This is a genomic window from Caulobacter vibrioides (assembly GCF_002858865.1).
GTDB classification, from domain to species: Bacteria; Pseudomonadota; Alphaproteobacteria; order Caulobacterales; family Caulobacteraceae; genus Caulobacter; species Caulobacter vibrioides.
Genome location: NZ_PJRR01000006.1, coordinates 37,283 through 54,382, shown reverse-complemented (window position 1 = coordinate 54,382; position 17,100 = coordinate 37,283). Strand labels below are relative to the sequence as shown.

Below are 17,100 nucleotides of genomic sequence, written 5' to 3'. Positions count from 1 at the left end.
CCCGCCGCCTCCGCCGCCTCCGCCCCCGCCTCCGCCGCCGCCGCCGCCTCCGCCCGAGCCGGCTCCCCCGCCGCCGCCGCCGCCGACCGCTCCGGCCTATGAGGCGCGCGAGTTCGTGGTCTACTTCCCGTTCGATCAGTATGTGCTGACGCCGGAAGCCCAGGCCGTGGTCCAGCAGGCCGCCGACTACGCCAAGGGCGGTAACGCGACCCGCGTCGTGGTCACCGGCCACACCGACACCTCGGGCTCGGACGCCTATAACCGCAAGCTCTCGGAACGCCGTGGGCGGGCCGTGGCCGACGGTCTGGTCGGGATGGGCCTGAACGCCGCCACCGTGGCGGTCGACTGGAAGGGCGAAAAGGCCCCGGCGGTCGAGACGGGCGATGGCGTCAAGGAACCGCTGAACCGTCGTTCGTCGGTCTCGATCAACTTCCAATAAGGAAGCCTTGATCGCTGGAATTGGGGGCTGGCCGCGAGGCCGGCCCCTTTTTTCTGGGTGGGTGATCTCAGAGCCGAGCGCCCAACGAAAAGACGCTCCCGATGGGGCGTCGGGAGCGTCTGATCCGGCGGGCCAAGAGGGCGGCGGTCCGCCGTCACGTGGCCGGCTTTTAAGGGGGCGCCGGCCAGATGTGTTCTCGTGGGGCTCAGAGCGTTTCGCCGTCGCCGGAGAAGCTCCGATAACCGCGTTCGACTATACGCGGCTACGCGTCACAGGCGAGTCGAAACGCGTCAGTTTGAGCAGGTGCGACAATTGGCGCGGCAGCGGCGAGGGGACGTCCAGCAGGCGGGCGACCAGATGCTCGGCCAACAGCGGCGCCAGGCAAAAGCCGCGCGAACCCAGGCCGGTCAGAACGATGACGCCGTCTTCTCGAAGATCGGCCAACGGCAGCCGGTCGGGCGTGGTGGCGCGGATGGCCGCGCGTCCCTCGAAGGTCGAGCCCGCCAGGCGTGCGGCCAGCGCCGGCAGGCCCTTGGCCAGCGTCGCGAGGTTTCGCGCGTGGTCTTCGGGGCGCACGTCGGTCTGAGTGTCGTCGCGGTCATGCGTGGCGCCGAACAGCAGGCCCTCGCGGGTCGGGATGGCGTAGCCGCCAAAGGCCGTCGCCGGGGCGCCATGACCGCGCGTCCAACTGGCCTGTCCCCGGACCGGGCGCAGGGGAGCCTCGGCCAGCAGATCCGCCCCCGCCGCGCCGCCGGCCAGGGCCAGCCGGTCGGCGCGCACGATGATCTCACCCGCCGCGTCGAGCAGTCGCCAGCCCTCGCCGTCGCGTTCGGCCTTCGCCACCCGACGACGCACGACGGGGCCCGTCCAGGCGGCCGTCACCTCGGCCGGCGCGATCACCCGCGCGCCCGCCATGGCCAGCGCAGGCGTGGGCGTCTCCAGGCGAGCGCGGGTGTCGTCGGCGTTCAGCGTCCGCATGTCTCCGGGCTCGAACAGGTCCTGGTCCGCGACCGTGGCGAAGCGGGCGGGGTCGCGCTCGCCGGCGGCCAGCTGCAGCACCTCGCGGGCGAGCACGGCGTCGGGCTGCGCCTCGTACAGCGTCACGGCGCGAGACAGGGCCTGGGCGTAAAGCGCCGCGCGCGGACCGCCGCCCGCATCCAGCGCCGGGGTGACCAGGGCGGCGGGATTGCCTGAGGCGGCCACCGCGTCCGGATCGTCGATGACCGTGACCTCGACACTCGCCGCGCGGGCCGCGCGCGCCAGCGCGGCGCCGGCGATCCCGCCGCCGATGATCGCCAGGGTCTCGGGCCGCTGCGCCACCGGCCGCGCACCCGGTCGCCAGGCCTCAAGACGTTCGCGCTTGCGGCCAAAGCCGGGGCGCTTGGCGATCTCGAAGCCCGCCGCCGAGAGGCCCCGACGCACCGCGCCGGCCACCGTGAAGGTCGCCGCCCGCGCGCCGGGCGCCGAGCGCGCGCCGACCGCCGCCAGCACCTCGTCGCGCCACATCGCGGGGTTCAGAGCGGGAGAAAAGCCGTCCAGGAACCAGGCGTCGGCCAGGCCGTCCCAGGCCTCCAGCGCCTCGACCACATCCATCACCGCCAGGTCCAGCACGGCGTCGAACCCCGGCAGGTCCACCCGATGAAAGCCTCGCGCGCGGCCGGGCCAGTGGTCCAGCAGCACCTGCGCCGCCTCGCCAAGTTCAGGCCAGTGGGCCAGGATCCGCGCCGCCTCGTCGCGCGACAGCGGGTGGGCCTCGATCGAGAAGATGTGCAGTCGGCCGCCGGGCGGCTTTTCGCGTCGCCACAGATCGAGCAGGGCGGCGATGTTCAGCCCCGAGCCGAAGCCCAGCTCGCCCACCACGAAGTCGCGCCGCTCGGCGAAGCGCTCGGGCAGGCCGCAGCCGGCCAGGAACACCGCCCGCGTCTCAGCCAGCCCATCGACGCTGGAGAAGTAGACGTCGCCGTACAGACTGGACCGCGGCAGGCCATCGTCGCGCCAGACCAGCGGGGAAGGGGCGGTGGGGGTCATGGGGCTCGTACAGCGCCTTGGAGGGGCTCTGGTCAACGAAAAAGGACCGTTCCAGGGAACGGCCCTTTGAGAGAGGCTGGTGAGCCCGTCCTCGCCCTTCGACAGGCTCAGGGTGAGGACTATTGTGCGCTCGCCGTCGAAAACCTCACCCTGAGCTTGTCGAAGGGCGAGGTTTCTCGAACCTAGTGCGCGGCCTTCTTCTCTTCCGGCTTGGCGGCCTCGGCCGGCGCGGCCGCTTCGGCGGGGGCGGTCGTCGAGGTGGCGCCGGCGGCGGCGGCGTCGGCCGGATCGACCGGCGCGGCGGCGGCGTCGGCGGCGGCCTTGTTGGCGTCGGCGGCGGCCTGGTCCTTGGCCGAGGCGGCGTCGGTCACGGTCGAGGCGTCAGCGGCCGCGGCCTTGGCGGCGGCGTCGTCGGCGCCGGCTTCTTCCTTCTTGCCGCAGGCGGCCAGCGACAGGGCCGAGACGGCGACGCCGGCGATCAGCAGCTTGCGGATCAGGGTGGAGGTCATGAGGTTTCCCCTTCGATTGGCCGCGTCGCCTTGGCGGCGACGTCTTCGGCTCGGAAAGGAATACCGGTTCGAGAGGCCGCGCAAGTTACGAGTCGGTAGGGTGTCCCCGACCTATTCGTTGGGCATTTGCGACAGGGCTTCTTCCAGCTCGGCGAAGCTGGGCTGATAGGCGCTGGGCACGTTGCCGCGACCGATCTCGACCGAGATCTGGGCGGCGTTGCCGTGCAGGTGGGCGACCAGAACCGCTTGGATGATCTTGTAGAAGTTATGGTCCTCGTCCAGCACCCCACCCAGGCGCGTGGCCATCGGGCCGACCAGGCCATAGGCCATGAACACGCCCATGAACGTACCGACCAGAGCGCCGCCGATCATGGTGCCCAGCACCGCCGGCGGCTCAGTGATCGAGCCCATGGTCTTGATGACGCCCAGCACGGCGGCCACGATGCCCAGAGCCGGGAGACCGTCCGACAGCTGCGTCAGGGCGTGGGCGGCGCCGTGCGCCTCATGATGGTGCTTTTCGAGCTGCTTTTCCATCGCGTCTTCGACCTGGTGGGGATCTTCCAGGTTCATGGTCATCATCCGCAGGGTGTCGCAGATGAAATCGACGGCGAAGTGGTCGTGGGCGATCTTGGGGTAGCGCGAGAAGATCGTGCTTTCGTGCGGCTTTTCGATGTGGGCTTCCAGGGCGATGACGCCCTTGGACTTCATCGTCTTGGTCAGCAGGAACAGCAGGCTGAGCAGGTCGCGATAGTCCTGCGCCTTCCACTTGGGGCCCTTGAAGATGGTGCCGAAGCCGCCCAGGGTGGCCTTGATCACGGTCACCGAGTTGCCGATCAGGAAGGCCGCCACGCCGGCGCCGCCGATGGCCATCAGTTCGTGCGGCGCGGCGTGGATGATCACGTCCATCTTGCCGCCAGCCATGATGTAGCTGCCGAACACCATGGCGAAGAGCAGAACGATGCCGATGATCTGGAACATAGTGTGGCGCGCCCCGAATTTATCGGCGCATCATGCCGATTAATGATTAATCCAAGGTTCTCGCCTGTCGAGACTTCGCGGGCGAGCCCGCGACACATTGCGCGGGCGGGAACGCGGGTCTAACGGTTGTTTGATGACTGGGGACACTCAAGACGGCCGGACCAACCGGCGGGCGTTCGCCATTCTCTTCGGCGTGTCGGTGGCGACCGCCCTGGGGAACACCGGCATGTTGTCGGTCCTTCCGGCGATCGGCCGCGAGATCGGCATTCCTGACGCCCTGGTCGCGGGGATCTTCTCGCTGTCGGCGGTGCTGTGGGCGGTGACCTCGCCGTTCTGGGCCCGGCAGTCGGACCTGCGCGGGCGCAAGCCGCTGATCATGCTGGGTCTGGCGGGCTTTGCGGTGTCGATGACCCTGTGCGCGATCGTGGTCTCGGCGGGTCTGCACCATCTGGCGCCGCCGATGGTGATCTTTGTGCTGTTCCTGCTGGCGCGGGCGCTGTTCGGTGGTTTCGGCTCAGCGGCCAATCCGGCGACCCAGGCCTATCTGGCCGAACGGACCAGCCGCGAGGAGCGCACCCAGACCATGGCCAGCCTGGCCGGCGCCTTTGGCCTGGGCACGGTGGTCGGGCCGCTGCTGGCCCCGCTGTTCGTTCTGCCCGGCGTCGGACTGGCCGGACCGATGGTGGCCTTCGCGGCCCTGGCGGCGGGGATGCTGGTGGTGGTGCATCGCGGTCTGCCTGAAAACTTCACGCCCGGTCGGGGCGACACGCCGCCGCGCCGGCGCGGCATGGGTCTTCCCTGGCGCGGCGAGGGGGCGGCCCTGTGGAAGGACCCGCGCCTCAAGCCCTTTCTGATCTACGGGTTTCTGGTCGCCACCTGCCAGACGGCCCAGACCCAGACCCTGGGCTTTCTGATCATCGACAAGCTGGGCCTGTCGCCGATCAAGGCCCAGGGCTTCATCACCCTGGCCATGGCGGCGGGCGCGGTGGCGGGGCTTCTGGCCCAATGGGGCCTGATCCGCATGTTCCGCATGGGGCCGCGCGAGCTGATGCGCTGGGGCGTGGCCGCCGCCGCCCTGGGTAACATCGTCGTGGCTTTCGCACCCGACTATGCGGCCGTCGCCATCGGCTATGCGATCGCCAGCCTGGGCTATGGCTTCGCCCGTCCCGGCTTCACGGCGGGGGCGTCGCTGTCGGTGGAGGCCAAGGACCAGGCCGGCGCCGCCGGGGCGATCGCCGCCATCAACGGTCTGAACGTCGTGGTCGCCCCGCTGTTCGTGCTGCTTTACGAGCAGATCGGCTGGGCGCCGTTCGTGCTCAACACGGTGATCCTGCTCGCCATGCTCGTCTATGCGATGCGGCAGGTGATGCTGCGCTCGGTCAACCAGGGCGACGCGGACAAGGAAGCGACGATCGCGGGCCTGGAGCGGTCCGACGAGGGCGGCGTCTAGCTTTAAGCCACCAGACGCTCCAGCGCGCGGCGGTCCTTCAGCACCATGTGGCGGACGGTCGGCAGGGCGATCAGGCCCTCGTCCTGCAGGCTGGTGAGGGTGCGCGACACGGTCTCGATCGTCAGGCCCAGATAGTCGGCCATGTCCTGGCGGCTCATCGGCACGTCCAGCTCGGCGTCGGCGCGGGTGCGGGTGGCGATGTCGAGCAGCAGACCCACGACCCGTTCCTGGGCCGAGCGGCGGCCCAGCATCAGCACGTGGTCCTGGCAGCGCTGCAGGCCCTCGGCGGTCAGGCGGAAGAGCGCCCGGGCCGCATCGCCGCGCTGGGCGGCCAGGTCGCTGAGCGCGCCGCGGCGGATCATCCGCACGGTGGCGTCCGACATGGCCTCGGCGTTGATCCGGTGGGTTTCGGTCATCTCCAGGCCGAAATAGTCGCCGGCGAAATGGAACTCGTCGATCTGGCGGCGGCCATCGCGCAGGATCCGATAGGTGCGCACCGCGCCCGAGATCACTTGATAGACATAGTCGGCGGCCTCGCCCTCGCCGAAGATCTCTTCGTCGCGGTGGAAGCGGGCGCAGGCTCCCGGGGCGGGCAGGACGGCGTCGAGCGAGTAGTCGTTTTCGAACGTCTTGGCGCGGATCGGAGACAGCATGGGAAACCCCCTCATTTGTTGTGGGTTTTTTGCGCCATCTCAAACGGGTTCGAAATTCGGGGCATGCGCCTAAGGAGCGGTCCGCTAAGGGGAGTCCCTTAGGCGGCGATGCTGATGGCGGCGATTTTGACGCCGATCAAGGCGCGCGGCCTGCCCTTGTGGCGGCTTGCGACGCATGTGCGACCGGCCCGACCTGTCGGACGGCGAAACCGACCGTCCCATGATCCTCCTCTTGGTGGAGGACGAGGCCCTGCGCGACGCGTTGCGCTTCTCGTTGGAGACCGACGGTTATGCGGTGCGCGCGCCCGCCGACACGGACGGCTGTCTGGCGTGTTCCGACTGTGGGGCGGCGGCGTGCGTGGTCATCGATGACGGCGACGCCTCCGTACCGCCCCCCACCGCCGGGCGGCCGACCATCGTCCTGACCGGCGACGCCCAGCGCCTGACGCGGCGGGGGGTGACCGGGGTCACCCTGGTGGAAAAGCCGCTGCTGGACGACAAGCTGGGTCGCGAGCTGTCGGCCCTCCTGGCTCGCGCGGCGCCGGGCCTCTAAACCTAAGGGATACCGGCTGACGGGGCGCTGCGCGTAATCCGCTTGGCCAGATGCCGCGCCAGCGCCACGGCGCCCAGGATGACGATGACGCCCAGGTGCATCAGCAGGGTCGCCAGGGCCAGCGCCGCAAGCAGCACCGCCACCGGGGCCTGCGGACCCAGCAGGAAGACCATCAGATTGCCGAACACCAGGTCCTTGTTGGCCAGCAGCGGAATGCGCGACACCAGATAACGAACGGCCATCAGCACCAGCCAAAGCTGGGCCTCGACCTCGGGCAGGGCCATGCGCCAGATCATCACGGTGAGGGCGGTGGAGACGATGATGCGCAGCGTATGGGCGCTGGTGACGAACAGGAGAAGACGGGGCGACAGCGAGAACACCCAGCGTCCGAAAGCCACCAGTCCGATCGAGATGGCGATGGGGATCAGGCCGGACCACAGCGCCGGGCCCAGCTGCTTGACCAGGCCCAGTTCGGTGAGCTGTGTGACGCTGATCGCCGTCAGGACCAGGGTCAGCAGGTTGCCCAGCAGCGCCGATATGATGCTGGCGTCCTTGATCGCCGCAAACGGGGCGACATCCGCGCCGCTGGCGCGCCGGGCCCACACATAGAGATAGGCCTGGCCGCTGTAGCCCAGCACGATCTCGTTGATCACGTTCTTGCGCAGCAGCACCCCAAAGCCCGACAGGGGCAGGTTCCAGGTCCGCCGATAGACGGCGAAGTCGCAGATCGGCTGGGTCAGATACAGCAGGACCATCGCCGGCCAGACCGCGATCGGCAGCTGGACGATCATCTTCATCCCGTCGGCGGCCGCGCTGTCCAGTTGGAACAGGATCGCCGCCACCAGTCCCACCGAGACGGCCACGCCCAGGACATTCCACCAGAGCGAAGGCGCCATGGGGCCCCAGGCCTCTTGCGGGGGCGAAGCGGTCTCAAGGGGCGGCGATGCGGTCATGGCCTCGCCTCTCCGCCGGCCAAGGCGCGGTCCGCGACCGTCCGATAGTGATCAAAGAGTTCGGCGAAATGGTCGACGTCGGGCCGGACACTCGCCGCCGCCTGCAGCGCTGCGGCCCGGAGCTGCGCGGGATCGCGCGCCAGCAGCCGCAGGAGGGCGGCGGCGGCGGCGCTCGTATCGCCGGAGCGATAGATCTCGGCGCTCTCGGGTTGGGCCAGATCGGCGAAGCCGCCGCGATCAGGGCCGACCAGGGGCAGGCCACTGGCCATGGCCTCGGCGGGCAGCAGGCCGAAGGTCTCGGAGTCGCAGCCGTGCACCAGCACGTCCGCGCTGGCCAGATGGGCCGCCAGAAGGGGACGATCGCGGATCGGCGGGATCAGGTGCACGTTCGGCTGACCGGCGGCGGCGCGCCGCACGCGGGCGCGGTCGATGCCATCGCCCACCACCACCAGGCCGATCGGCGTGGCTTTGGACGCCTTCACCGTCGCCTCGATCACCATCGGCCAGCGCTTCTCGGGATGGAACCGGCCCACCGCCAGAGCCAGCTTGGCGTCCTGGGGCATGGCGCAGGCCTCCAGCAGCCGCGCGCGCAACGCCGGATCCCGGAAATCGGGCGAGAAGGCGGCGCGATCAATGCCCAAGGGGATGCCCGCCACAGGGCCCAGGCCATGCTGCTCGAAGCGTTTGGCCAGCCAGTGTCCGCCGGCGACGGTGGTGTCGAAATGGCGACGCAGTGAGCGGAGATAGCGCCAGAACCATTCGAACCACCGGTCGACGCGCTCGGGGCTGGCCACCCCGCCGAACCAGCGCTGCGGATAGATCGCCACGGGGTCGGCGTGCATGAACATGGCGCGGGCGGCTCGGCCCCGCCATCCGGCGACGACCCACGCGCCGCGCCAGGGCGACGAGGCTTCCACCAGATCGGGCGCCAGGGCGTCCAGATGCTTGTGCACGGGCGCGGCGTCCCAGAACATGTAGTAGTTGGCGTCAAACGGCAGGCGCGGCGCCCGCACCCAGATGACGCCGCCCGATCGGCGTGATTCGAATCGGTCTTCCGGTCCCGGGGCGATGACGAACAGCTCGTGGCCCAGCTGCTCGGCCACCTCGAGCTTGCGGTCGATATAGGTCCGAACGCCCCCGCCGGTGGGTGAATAGAACTCGGCGACGTCCACGATCCGCATCCGGCGGCCCCCCAAAAGAACACGTCCGCCACCGGTAAATCAGTACCATGACGGTCGTGCGTAGAGGACCTTCACAAAAACGACGGCGTTGCCTGCTCTAAGTCATGGGCTGAGCCGCTTCCGGGGGGAAGCGAAGCCGCCCGGGCCAAGCCCGAGGCGCTCACGGGAAAGCATGGCGATGGATTCTAAGGCCTCGATGTTCACCCATGGCGCGCGTCCGGCGCGGATCGCCCTGTTCTCGGGGAACTACAATTACACGCTCGACGGGGCCAACAAGTCGCTGAACAGGCTGGTGGACCACGTGCAGCGCACGACCGGCGCGCAGGTGCGAATCTATTCGCCGACCTCGCCCACGCCGGCCTTTGCGCCCGTCGGCGAGCTGGTGTCGGTGCCCTCGGTCACCATCCCGTTTCGCAGGGACTACCGTCTGGCGCTGGGTCTTCCGGCGGCGGTGCGGCGCGATGTCGAGGCGTTCGCGCCGGACCTGATCCATCTGTCGGCGCCGGACCTGCTGGGAGCGGCCGCGCTGAAGCTGGGCCGGCGCCTCAAGACGCCGGTCGTCGCCAGCCTGCACACGCTGTTCGATTCGTATCTGGACTACTACGGGCTGGGCGGCTTGCGCGCGCTCGCGCGGCGGCGGCTCTGGCAGTTCTATGGCGCGTGCGATTTTGTCATGACGCCGACCCCGGCGATCGGCGAGGAACTGCGCGCGCAGAACCTGGGTGTTCAGGTCCGGACCTGGGCGCGCGGCGTGGACGCCGACCTGTTCAATCCGGCGCGACGCAGCGCGGCCTGGCGGGCGGCGCAGGGCTTTGATCCGGATCGCCCGGTCATCGTGTTCCTCGGACGTCTGGTGATGGAGAAGGGGCTCGCGGCGTTCGCCGATACGATCGATCGCCTGGCGGCCTCGGGCCCGTCGCCGCAGGTGCTGATCATCGGCGACGGCCCGGCGCGCGCCTGGTTCCAGGAACGGCTTCCGATGGCGACCTTCGCGGGCTTTCTGACCGGCGAGGCCCTGGCCACGGCCCTGGCGAGCGCGGATATATTCCTCAACCCCAGCACCACCGAGACCTTCGGCAACGTCAATCTGGAGGCCATGGCGTCGGGCTTGGCCATTGTCTGCGCCGACGCGCCCAACACCCGCGCGCTGCTGCGCGATGGTCGCGACGCGATCCTCTGCGCGCCGAGCGATCCGGCCAGCTACGCCCAGGCGCTCCTGAGCCTTTGTCAGGACCAGAATCGTCTGCGCCGGATGGGCGCCAAGGCCCTGGACCGCAGCGCGGCCTATCGGTGGACCGAAATTCTCGACGAGGTGGTGGACATCTATGCCGAGGCCCTGGACGCGCGCGCCTTGGCGCCGAGCCGCGCCGAGGTCAGCCCGCACGAACTGCGCGCCCGGACCGGACGGCGCGCCAGCCTCATCGACGCCCAGGCCGCCGCGCTGTCGACGCCCTAGAGTGTGGTGGTCGGATCGCCGCGCTCTAAACCTTTGCAATAGCGTCTTTTCGCCGAGCTGACGGGTCAGATCGGATCGGCAAAGGGCGCTCGGTACGACGAGTTCCGCCTTGATCTTTCCGAACACGCTCGATCGCTACCTGCTGCGGCGGACCCTGGCGCCGATGTCGGCGGTGCTGATCAGTACGATGGTGGCGTTCCTGATGGAGCGCCTGATGCGGTCGTTCGATCTGCTGTCGCAGACGACGGAGGGCTTGCGGTATCTCGCCGAACTGCTGGTCAACCTGACGCCGCACTATGTGGGCCTGACCTTGCCCGGCGGCTTCTTCATCGGCCTGTTCGTGGTCGTCAACGGCTTGAACAAGAGCTCCGAGATCGACGCGATCCTGGCGAGCGGCACGTCGCTGACCCGCTTCACAGCGCCGTTTGTGGCGATGGGCGTCCTGCTCATGGTGTTGAGTGTGATCCTGTTCGGGTTCGTGCAGCCCTACAGCCGCTACGCCTATCACGCGGTGCTGCACGCGGCCGAGAACGCCGGCTGGAACGGCGATGTGCGGCCCAAGGCGCTGCTGTCGGCGGGCTCGGACTTTTTCCTCACCGCCGATCGGACCGACGCCAGCGGCCGCTATCTGCAGCAGGTCTTCATCCGGCGCATCGATCCGAACGGGCGTGAAGACATCCTCACCGCCGTGTCCGCGGTGGTCCACAAGAACCCGGCCGACAGCCAGATCGCGCTGGAGCTGACCAACGGACGTCAGATCAGCACCGTGGCCGGCGCCCAGAGCTATGTGGTCAATTTCTCGCGCCTGATGTTCGACGTGCCCTCCGGCGATGCGGGGCTGCTGCGGCTACGCGGCGAGGACGTCAGTGAACTGACGCTGATCGAACTGGCGCGCCAGGGCTTTGGTCTGGAGCCCGCCGCTTTGCCGCGTGAGACCTTGCTCGCGGCGCTCTACGCGCGTCTGGCCCGGGCGCTGATCCTGCCGCTGTTACCGCTGATCGCGGTGCCGTTTGGTCTGAGCGCCAAGCGCGCGGGCTCGGGCGCGGCGGTCGCCGCCGGCGGGGTGCTGTTATTCGCCTTCGAGATCCTGATGGTGCTGGGACAGGCCACCGCCCCCCGCGTCACCGCCCTGGTCGCCATCGCCCTGCCGGCGGCGATCTTCGCGGCGATCTGCATCGCCACCTTCGGGGTCAGCCAGAGACGACCGGGCGAGAACCCGGTCAGCTGGTTCATCGAACAGGTCGCCGCGGTGGCGCAGGCCGTGATCAAGACGGTCCGTCGTCAGCCCGCGCTTCCAAGATGACCGATGGGGCTCAGCCGCCGCGCACCGACAGGGTCATGCGCACCAGGGCCGCCAGGTTGTCGGCCTGCATCTTGGTCATCAGCTTGGCGCGATAGATCTCGACCGTGCGAGGACTGATGCCCAGGTCGCGGGCGATCACCTTGTTGGCGTGGCCGGCCACGACCCCGTCCAGCACCTGACGCTCGCGTTCGGACAGGCTCTCGATCCGCTTAAGGATCACCTGCTGGTCGTCAGAGACCGGCGCGGCCTCGACAGTGGCGAAGGCGCGCTTGAGCGCGTCCAGCATCCGCGACTCCGAGAACGGCTTTTCCAGGAAGTCGATCACGCCCGAGCGCATGGCCTCGACCGCCATCGGGATGTCGCCATGGCCGGTGATCATCACGATCGGCATCTTGACCTTCAGCGCCGACAGGCGGGCCACCAGGTCCTGGCCGCTCATCTCGGGCATGCGCACGTCGGTGATGACGACGCCGGGCCTGGCCTGCGGCAGGGCGTCGAGGAATGCGGGCGCGCTGGCATAGGCGACGACCTCGAAGTCGGCCGACTCCAGCAGGAACGCCAAGGACTCGCGGGCGCTCTCGTCGTCATCCACCACGTGGACCACGGGGGCGTCAGTCATCGATGGTCTCCTTCTCGCCGGCCAGAGACTCGGCTGGCGGTAGCGTAAATCGGAATAGCGCGCCGCCGCCAGGATTCGCCTCGGCCCAGATGCGGCCGCCGTGCGCCTCGATGATCGAGCGCGAGATCGACAGGCCCACCCCCATGCCCTGCGGCTTGGTGGTCATGAACGGCTGGAACAGGCGCTCCAGCACCTCGGGCGCGATGCCGGGGCCGGTGTCGGCGACGCTGACCTCGGACCAGCCTTCCTCGGTCAGGTCGGTGCTGATCAGGAGGGCCCGCTTGCGCGGCTCCTGGGCCTGCATGGCGTCGATGCCGTTGCGGATCAGGTTCAGCAGCACCTGCTGGATCTGCACCCGGTCGGCGAACACGTCGTCGGCCTTTGGATCAAGCTTCAGGCGCACGTCGACCTGACGCTCCTTCTCGCCGATCAGGGCCAGGGCCGAGGCTTCCTCGATCAGTTTCGACAGGCTTTCGGCCTCGCGCTCGCTGGCGCCGCGCCGGGCGAAGTCGCGCATGCGGTGGATCACCTCGCCGGCCCGCAGGGCCTGGGCGGCGGCGCGGTCGATGGCGTCGCGCACCTTGGCCTGGTCGGCTTCGCGGCCGCGATCCATCAGCCGGCGCGAGCCGGTCAGCAGGTTGGCGATGGCCGACAGGGGCTGGTTCAGCTCGTGCGCCAGGGTCGAGGCCATCTCGCCCATCGCGGTCAGCCGCGAGACGTGGACCAGCTCGTTCTGCAGCTCCTGCAGGCGGGTCTCGGTCTCCTGGCGCTCGGTCAGATCGCGGATGAAGCCGGTGAACGAAGGCGTCGGCCCCCGGGTCTCGCCGACCGCCAGCTCCATCGGGAAGGTCGAGCCGTCCTTGCGACGGCCGACGACGACCCGGCCCGCGCCGATGATCCGCTTCTCGCCCGTGCGCGCATAGCGATCCAAATAGCCGTCGTGGGCGGACTGATAGGGCTCGGGCATCAGCAGGCTGACGTTCTTGCCGATCGCTTCGGCCTCGGTCCAGCCGAACATCCGCTGCGCGGCGGGGCTGAACGAGGTCATGATCCCGGCGCGGTCAATGACCACCACGGCGTCGGGCACGGTGTCGAGGATCGAGCGCAGGTGGTCATTGACCGCCGCCGCCCGTCTCCGCGCGGCGTGGAACCAGCCGCCGCCCACGGCCATGCCAAAGCCCACCGACAGGAAGATCGCCGCCGACAGGCCGCTGACCAGGTCGAACGGGATGTCGCGCGTCACCCACCACACCGCCGCCCAGGCGAAGGTGGTGCCGAACACGCCAGGACCCACGCCGCCCAGCGCCGCGCTGATCAGGACCGCCGGCACGAACAGCAGGAAGGACGACGGGGCCGTGAACGCCTCGGGGAGGTAGAGTCGCGCCACCGCCGTCGCCATCACCGCCGCAAACGCGGCGAGATAGGCGGCCGGGTGCGGGTCGCTGAACAGGCTGGCGGATAGGCTCCGGGTCGGCTTCATCGTCGGTGGCGGCTTTCTGAATGTCACGCCGTTATAGCCGCGCCCGTTTGAGCCAGGTCAAGGCGGGCGCTTCGACCTTCGGCCAGCTTGGCGTCTCCAGCAAAGGAGACTGTCGATGTCGGGTGGACAAACGGCCTATCTGGCTTTGGTGATCGGCGCGTTCGCGGCCTTCGCCGTCGCGCTGTTCACGACCCATATCCGGGTCAATCTGAAATAAGCGCCAGTTCATAGGGTGGAAACGAGGCTAGGCGACACGGTCGCCGGGCCTTTTTCTTGCGCGCCGAACTGAACCCTCCGCGGGCAGATCGCCAGGGGTGCGGCGCGGTGACTGACCAAGACGAGGCCCTGTCCGGTGCGCTGCAAGCGCGCATCCAGCCGCGCGACGACCGCCGCCTCGGTGACCGGGTCCAGGCCCTCGGTGGGTTCGTCCAGCAGCAGCCAGGGCGCATCACGCAGATAGGCGCGGGCCAGGGCCAGACGCCGCCGCTCGCCGCCCGACAGCCGCTCGCCGTCATCGCCGACATAGGCCGACAGACCCTCGGGCGCGGCGCGCACGCGGTCGGCGAGGCAGGCCTCGTCCAGCGCGGCCCACAGGTCTTCGTCGCTGGCCTTGGGCGCGGCGAGGCGCAGATTGTCGCGCACCGTGCCGGCCACAAGACCCGCGTCCTGCGGCAGCCAGGCGAAGGCGCCGCGCGGCGTCTCGGAACCGGCCTCGCGCAGGCCCAGCAGGGCCTCGATGGCGGTGGTCTTGCCACAGCCCGACGGTCCCGACACCGCCAGCCGCTCGCCGGGGCCCAGCGTCTGACCCAGCAGCGTCAGGGACTGCGGCGTCGCGGAGGCCGAGGCCGGCCCTGGGCGATGGCGCAGCACGGCGTTCAGCCGCTCGCGCGCCTCGCGCGCCGCGCCGTCCTGGTCGAAGGCGCTGGCCAGGCTGGTCAGGGCGTCGAGGCTCATCACCGCCGCCAGGCCGGCGAGGGCGGCGAGGGCCGCGTCGGCGGGCGCGGCGCTGGCGACGGCGGCGGCGACCGCGAGCCCGGCGATCACCGACTGGCTGGCGATGATCAGGCCCTGGGCGCGGGCGGCGGCGCGTCGGGCGTCCTCCAGGCTGGCGGCGCGGGCGTTGAGCGTCTCGCCCGCCCAGTCGGCCAGACCATAGGCGCGCAGCTCGGCCGAGGCCGAGACAAGGGCGGCCACCGAGTCCTTGAGGGCGCCGGTGCGCGCCTGGATGGCGGCCCGGGCGGGGGCGGAGTAGCGCCGGGCCAGCGCGCGGGCCAGCAGCGTCGCCGCGCTTGCGGCGGTCAGGATCGAGAGGGCCGGGATCCATCCGGCCAGCAGGGCCAGCGCCACGCCCGCGCCCAGGCCGGCGGCGGCGCTCCACGGCGCGGACAGGCGCACGAAGCGGGTCTCGATGGCGTCGACGTCCTGGACGAGCCGCGCCGAGGCCTCGCCGCGTGACAGGGCCAGCGACTCGGTGGGCGGCGCGGCGGCCAGGCTCTCGAACACCGCCGGTCGGATGGCGGCCAGGGCGCGCAGCGCCGCGGCGTGTCCCGATAGCCGCTCGCCATAGCGCGCGGCGGTTCGCAGGATCGCCAGGAAGCGTATGCCCGCGCTGGGCAAGAGCACGTTGAACGCATGGGCGGCCGCCAGGCCCGCCGCGCCGGCCGCCGCGCTGGCCACGATGAACCAGCCCGACAGGCCCAGCAGCAGGGTCGAGGCCGCGCCCACGGTGACGGTGCTGAGGGCGGCCAGGCGCAGGCCGGCGGCGCGCTGGCGCTTCTGGGCGCGGATGAGGTCGTCGAGCGGGCTGGTCACAGGCGAGCGCGTCATAGCCGCACCACCTTGTCCGCCAGGGCGGCCACCGCCTCGGAGTGGGTGGCGATCAGGGTCGTGCGCCCCCGCGCGGCCTCGCGGATGGCCTCGATCATCGCCGCCTCGGCCTCGGCGTCGAGATTGGCGGTCGGCTCGTCCAGCAGCAGGATCGGAGCGGGCTTGAGCAGGGCGCGGGCCAGGGACAGCCGGCGACGCTCGCCGCCGGACAGGCCCGAGCCGCGCTCGTCGAGCACGAAGTCCAGACCGCCGGGACGCGCGGCGAGGGCGGGGCCAAGACCGGCGCGCTCGGCCGCCGCAGCGATTTCGGCCCGGCCGGCGTCGCGGCGGGCGAGGGCGATGTTGTCGGCGATCGAGGCCGGCAGGATCAGCGGCGACTGTCCCGCCCAGGCGGCGTCGCTCGAAATATCCGTAAGCGGATTATTGTTGACGGAAATCGCACCGGCGGTCACCGGCGCCAGGCCCAGCAGGGCGTTGAGGATCGAGCTCTTGCCCGCGCCGCTGGCCCCGACCAGGGCCGTGATGGAGCCCGCCGGCGCGACGAGGTCGAAGTCACGCACGGCCGGAGCGTCGGTGTCCGGATAGCGGATCTCGACACCGTCAAAGCGAAGCGACGGCGCGGCCGTCAGCGGGGCGCGGGCGGGGCGAGGGGCGGGCGCCTCGAAGGTCGAGAGGCTTTCGGCGGCGGCTTCGGCGGCCTGGCGGTCGTGATAGGCGGCGGCCAGACGGCGCATGGGGGCGTAGACCTCGGGGGCCAGGGCCAGCACGAAGAAGGCGCGCGCCAGGTCCAGCTGTTCGGGAACCGGGAAGGGCAGCAGCCGCAGCAGGTTGAAGCCGCAATAGACCGCCACCAGGGCCACCGACAGGGCGGCGAAGAACTCCAGGGCCGCCGAGGACAGGAAGGCCACGCGCAGCACCCGGATCGTCCGCTCGGCGAGGTTGGACGCCGAGCGGGTCAGGGCCGTCGTCGTGGCGCCCTCGGCCTGGAACGCCAGCACCACGGGCAGGGCGCGGACCCGGTCGAGGAACAGGGCTGACAGCCGCTCCAGGGCCTGGAACTGGGCGCGCGCCTCGCTGGCGGCGGCGCTCCCGGTCAGGATCATGGCCAGGATGAACGGGATCAAGGTTCCCAGCATGATCACGGCGGCGATCGGGCTGGCGACCGCGGCGGCGGCGATCATCAGCAGGGGCAGGACGCCGGCGGAGAGGCGCGTAGGCAGAAAGCGGGCGACGTGGCCGTCCAGCGCCTCGACGCCCTCCACCAGGGCGGTGGCGGCTTCGCCGGCGGGGCGGCGCGGGCCGGCGAACACGGCGCGCGACAGGGTCAGGCGCAGTGCGGCCTTGGCGTTGGCCGCAGCGCGGGCGCCCAGCACGCCGGTCGCCATCGCCAGGACGCCTCGGACCGCCAGGGCGAGGGCGGCGACGGCCAGCCAGATCGCCAGCGAGGCCGCGCCCAGCCCCTGCGCGATCGCATCGACGCTCAGCGCCAGCCCCGCGGCGAAGGCGATGGCCGCCAGGCCGTCCACCAAGGCCAGCAGGCTCGCGCGGCGGACCGTCGGCGCGACGGTCCGCTCCCACTGCTTGAGCCAGGTCTTGGCGAGATCGCGACGATCGAACTGCACTATGCGGGCGCCCATCAGTTGAGTGTAGGGTGGCGATATCCGCTCGCCT

16 protein-coding genes are annotated in these 17,100 nt (G+C 70.4%); 7 read left to right on the top strand and 9 right to left on the bottom strand.

Features of this window, described 5'->3' with window-relative positions; translation table 11 throughout:
* The coding region (locus CVUC_RS03025) for an OmpA family protein (RefSeq protein ID WP_145991834.1) at positions 1-439 on the top strand (439 nt) is incomplete at its 5' end.
* 252 nt (positions 440-691) lie between these two features.
* On the opposite strand, the gene mnmD is transcribed toward CVUC_RS03025, so the two are convergent.
* The 3 genes from mnmD to motA form a co-directional block, all read right to left on the bottom strand.
* On the bottom strand, positions 692-2,467 hold the full coding sequence (gene mnmD, locus CVUC_RS03020; protein ID WP_096032577.1) for a tRNA (5-methylaminomethyl-2-thiouridine)(34)-methyltransferase MnmD: 1,776 nt from the start codon (positions 2,465-2,467) through the stop codon (positions 692-694).
* A gap of 182 nt (positions 2,468-2,649) precedes the next feature.
* Positions 2,650-2,976, bottom strand: a complete 327-nt coding sequence (locus tag CVUC_RS19810) for a hypothetical protein (RefSeq protein ID WP_024265613.1) — start codon at positions 2,974-2,976, stop codon at positions 2,650-2,652.
* A gap of 111 nt (positions 2,977-3,087) precedes the next feature.
* The gene (gene motA / locus CVUC_RS03010) at positions 3,088-3,954 is read right to left on the bottom strand and encodes a flagellar motor stator protein MotA (RefSeq protein ID WP_010918636.1); all 867 of its coding nucleotides are present in this window, start codon (positions 3,952-3,954) and stop codon (positions 3,088-3,090) included.
* Positions 3,955-4,087: 133 nt separating this feature from the next.
* On the opposite strand from motA, the gene CVUC_RS03005 reads away from it, so the two are divergent.
* Positions 4,088-5,404 carry an MFS transporter gene (locus CVUC_RS03005; protein WP_024265614.1) on the top strand — a complete coding sequence of 439 codons (1,317 nt, stop codon included), beginning with the start codon at positions 4,088-4,090 and terminating at the stop codon, positions 5,402-5,404.
* 2 nt (positions 5,405-5,406) lie between these two features.
* On the opposite strand, the gene fixK is transcribed toward CVUC_RS03005, so the two are convergent.
* Positions 5,407-6,057 carry a transcriptional regulator FixK gene (gene fixK, locus CVUC_RS03000; protein WP_010918638.1) on the bottom strand — a complete coding sequence of 217 codons (651 nt, stop codon included), beginning with the start codon at positions 6,055-6,057 and terminating at the stop codon, positions 5,407-5,409.
* A 175-nt stretch (positions 6,058-6,232) separates the two neighbouring features.
* Here fixK and fixT point away from each other — a divergent pair, with 175 nt between their 5' ends.
* Positions 6,233-6,610, top strand: a complete 378-nt coding sequence (gene fixT / locus CVUC_RS02995) for an oxygen-responsive sensory/signaling system negative regulator FixT (protein ID WP_024265615.1) — start codon at positions 6,233-6,235, stop codon at positions 6,608-6,610.
* Between the two features lie 318 nt (positions 6,611-6,928).
* Entirely contained in the window at positions 6,929-7,219 is a 291-nt protein-coding gene (locus CVUC_RS19805) for a hypothetical protein (protein WP_024265616.1), read from the top strand.
* A gap of 340 nt (positions 7,220-7,559) precedes the next feature.
* Here CVUC_RS19805 and CVUC_RS02985 read toward each other — a convergent pair whose 3' ends face one another.
* Complete coding sequence (locus CVUC_RS02985; protein ID WP_096032579.1) at positions 7,560-8,744, bottom strand: glycosyltransferase family 4 protein; 1,185 nt, start codon at positions 8,742-8,744, stop codon at positions 7,560-7,562.
* Between the two features lie 88 nt (positions 8,745-8,832).
* On the opposite strand from CVUC_RS02985, the gene CVUC_RS02980 reads away from it, so the two are divergent.
* Together CVUC_RS02980 and CVUC_RS02975 are read left to right on the top strand one after the other, a co-directional pair.
* The gene (locus CVUC_RS02980) at positions 8,833-10,200 is read left to right on the top strand and encodes a glycosyltransferase family 4 protein (protein ID WP_096032580.1); all 1,368 of its coding nucleotides are present in this window, start codon (positions 8,833-8,835) and stop codon (positions 10,198-10,200) included.
* A 109-nt stretch (positions 10,201-10,309) separates the two neighbouring features.
* The gene (locus tag CVUC_RS02975; protein ID WP_096032581.1) at positions 10,310-11,503 is read left to right on the top strand and encodes an LptF/LptG family permease; all 1,194 of its coding nucleotides are present in this window, start codon (positions 10,310-10,312) and stop codon (positions 11,501-11,503) included.
* A 10-nt stretch (positions 11,504-11,513) separates the two neighbouring features.
* On the opposite strand, the gene fixJ is transcribed toward CVUC_RS02975, so the two are convergent.
* Both fixJ and CVUC_RS02965 read right to left on the bottom strand, forming a co-directional pair.
* Entirely contained in the window at positions 11,514-12,122 is a 609-nt protein-coding gene (gene fixJ / locus CVUC_RS02970) for a response regulator FixJ (protein ID WP_096032582.1), read from the bottom strand.
* Positions 12,115-13,602: a PAS domain S-box protein gene (locus CVUC_RS02965; RefSeq protein ID WP_096032583.1), complete on the bottom strand. Its 1,488-nt coding sequence runs from the start codon at positions 13,600-13,602 to the stop codon at positions 12,115-12,117. Before CVUC_RS02965 ends, fixJ begins: the two co-directional genes overlap by 8 nt.
* A gap of 109 nt (positions 13,603-13,711) precedes the next feature.
* On the opposite strand from CVUC_RS02965, the gene CVUC_RS02960 reads away from it, so the two are divergent.
* On the top strand, positions 13,712-13,819 hold the full coding sequence (locus CVUC_RS02960; RefSeq protein WP_024265619.1) for a hypothetical protein: 108 nt from the start codon (positions 13,712-13,714) through the stop codon (positions 13,817-13,819).
* Between the two features lie 8 nt (positions 13,820-13,827).
* Here the strand turns inward: CVUC_RS02960 and CVUC_RS02955 are convergent, their stop codons facing one another.
* Both CVUC_RS02955 and cydD read right to left on the bottom strand, forming a co-directional pair.
* Complete coding sequence (locus CVUC_RS02955; RefSeq protein ID WP_096032584.1) at positions 13,828-15,429, bottom strand: ATP-binding cassette domain-containing protein; 1,602 nt, start codon at positions 15,427-15,429, stop codon at positions 13,828-13,830.
* Entirely contained in the window at positions 15,426-17,066 is a 1,641-nt protein-coding gene (cydD, locus tag CVUC_RS02950) for a thiol reductant ABC exporter subunit CydD (RefSeq protein ID WP_101685787.1), read from the bottom strand. The genes CVUC_RS02955 and cydD overlap by 4 nt, the downstream gene beginning before the upstream one ends.
* Positions 17,067-17,100: the final 34 nt, after the last annotated feature.

Bases quoted from the DNA above. Each gene is read 5' to 3' on its own strand.
- mnmD (WP_096032577.1), bottom strand. From the start codon at position 2,467: ATGACCCCCACCGCCCCTTCCCCGCTGGTCTGGCGCGACGATGGCCTG.
- CVUC_RS19810 (WP_024265613.1), bottom strand. From the start codon at position 2,976: ATGACCTCCACCCTGATCCGCAAGCTGCTGATCGCCGGCGTCGCCGTC.
- motA (WP_010918636.1), bottom strand. From the start codon at position 3,954: ATGTTCCAGATCATCGGCATCGTTCTGCTCTTCGCCATGGTGTTCGGC.
- CVUC_RS03005 (WP_024265614.1), top strand. From the start codon at position 4,088: ATGACTGGGGACACTCAAGACGGCCGGACCAACCGGCGGGCGTTCGCC.
- fixK (WP_010918638.1), bottom strand. From the start codon at position 6,057: ATGCTGTCTCCGATCCGCGCCAAGACGTTCGAAAACGACTACTCGCTC.
- fixT (WP_024265615.1), top strand. From the start codon at position 6,233: ATGTGCGACCGGCCCGACCTGTCGGACGGCGAAACCGACCGTCCCATG.
- CVUC_RS19805 (WP_024265616.1), top strand. From the start codon at position 6,929: ATGATGCGCAGCGTATGGGCGCTGGTGACGAACAGGAGAAGACGGGGC.
- CVUC_RS02985 (WP_096032579.1), bottom strand. From the start codon at position 8,744: ATGCGGATCGTGGACGTCGCCGAGTTCTATTCACCCACCGGCGGGGGC.
- fixJ (WP_096032582.1), bottom strand. From the start codon at position 12,122: ATGACTGACGCCCCCGTGGTCCACGTGGTGGATGACGACGAGAGCGCC.
- CVUC_RS02965 (WP_096032583.1), bottom strand. From the start codon at position 13,602: ATGAAGCCGACCCGGAGCCTATCCGCCAGCCTGTTCAGCGACCCGCAC.
- CVUC_RS02955 (WP_096032584.1), bottom strand. From the start codon at position 15,429: ATGACGCGCTCGCCTGTGACCAGCCCGCTCGACGACCTCATCCGCGCC.
- cydD (WP_101685787.1), bottom strand. From the start codon at position 17,066: ATGGGCGCCCGCATAGTGCAGTTCGATCGTCGCGATCTCGCCAAGACC.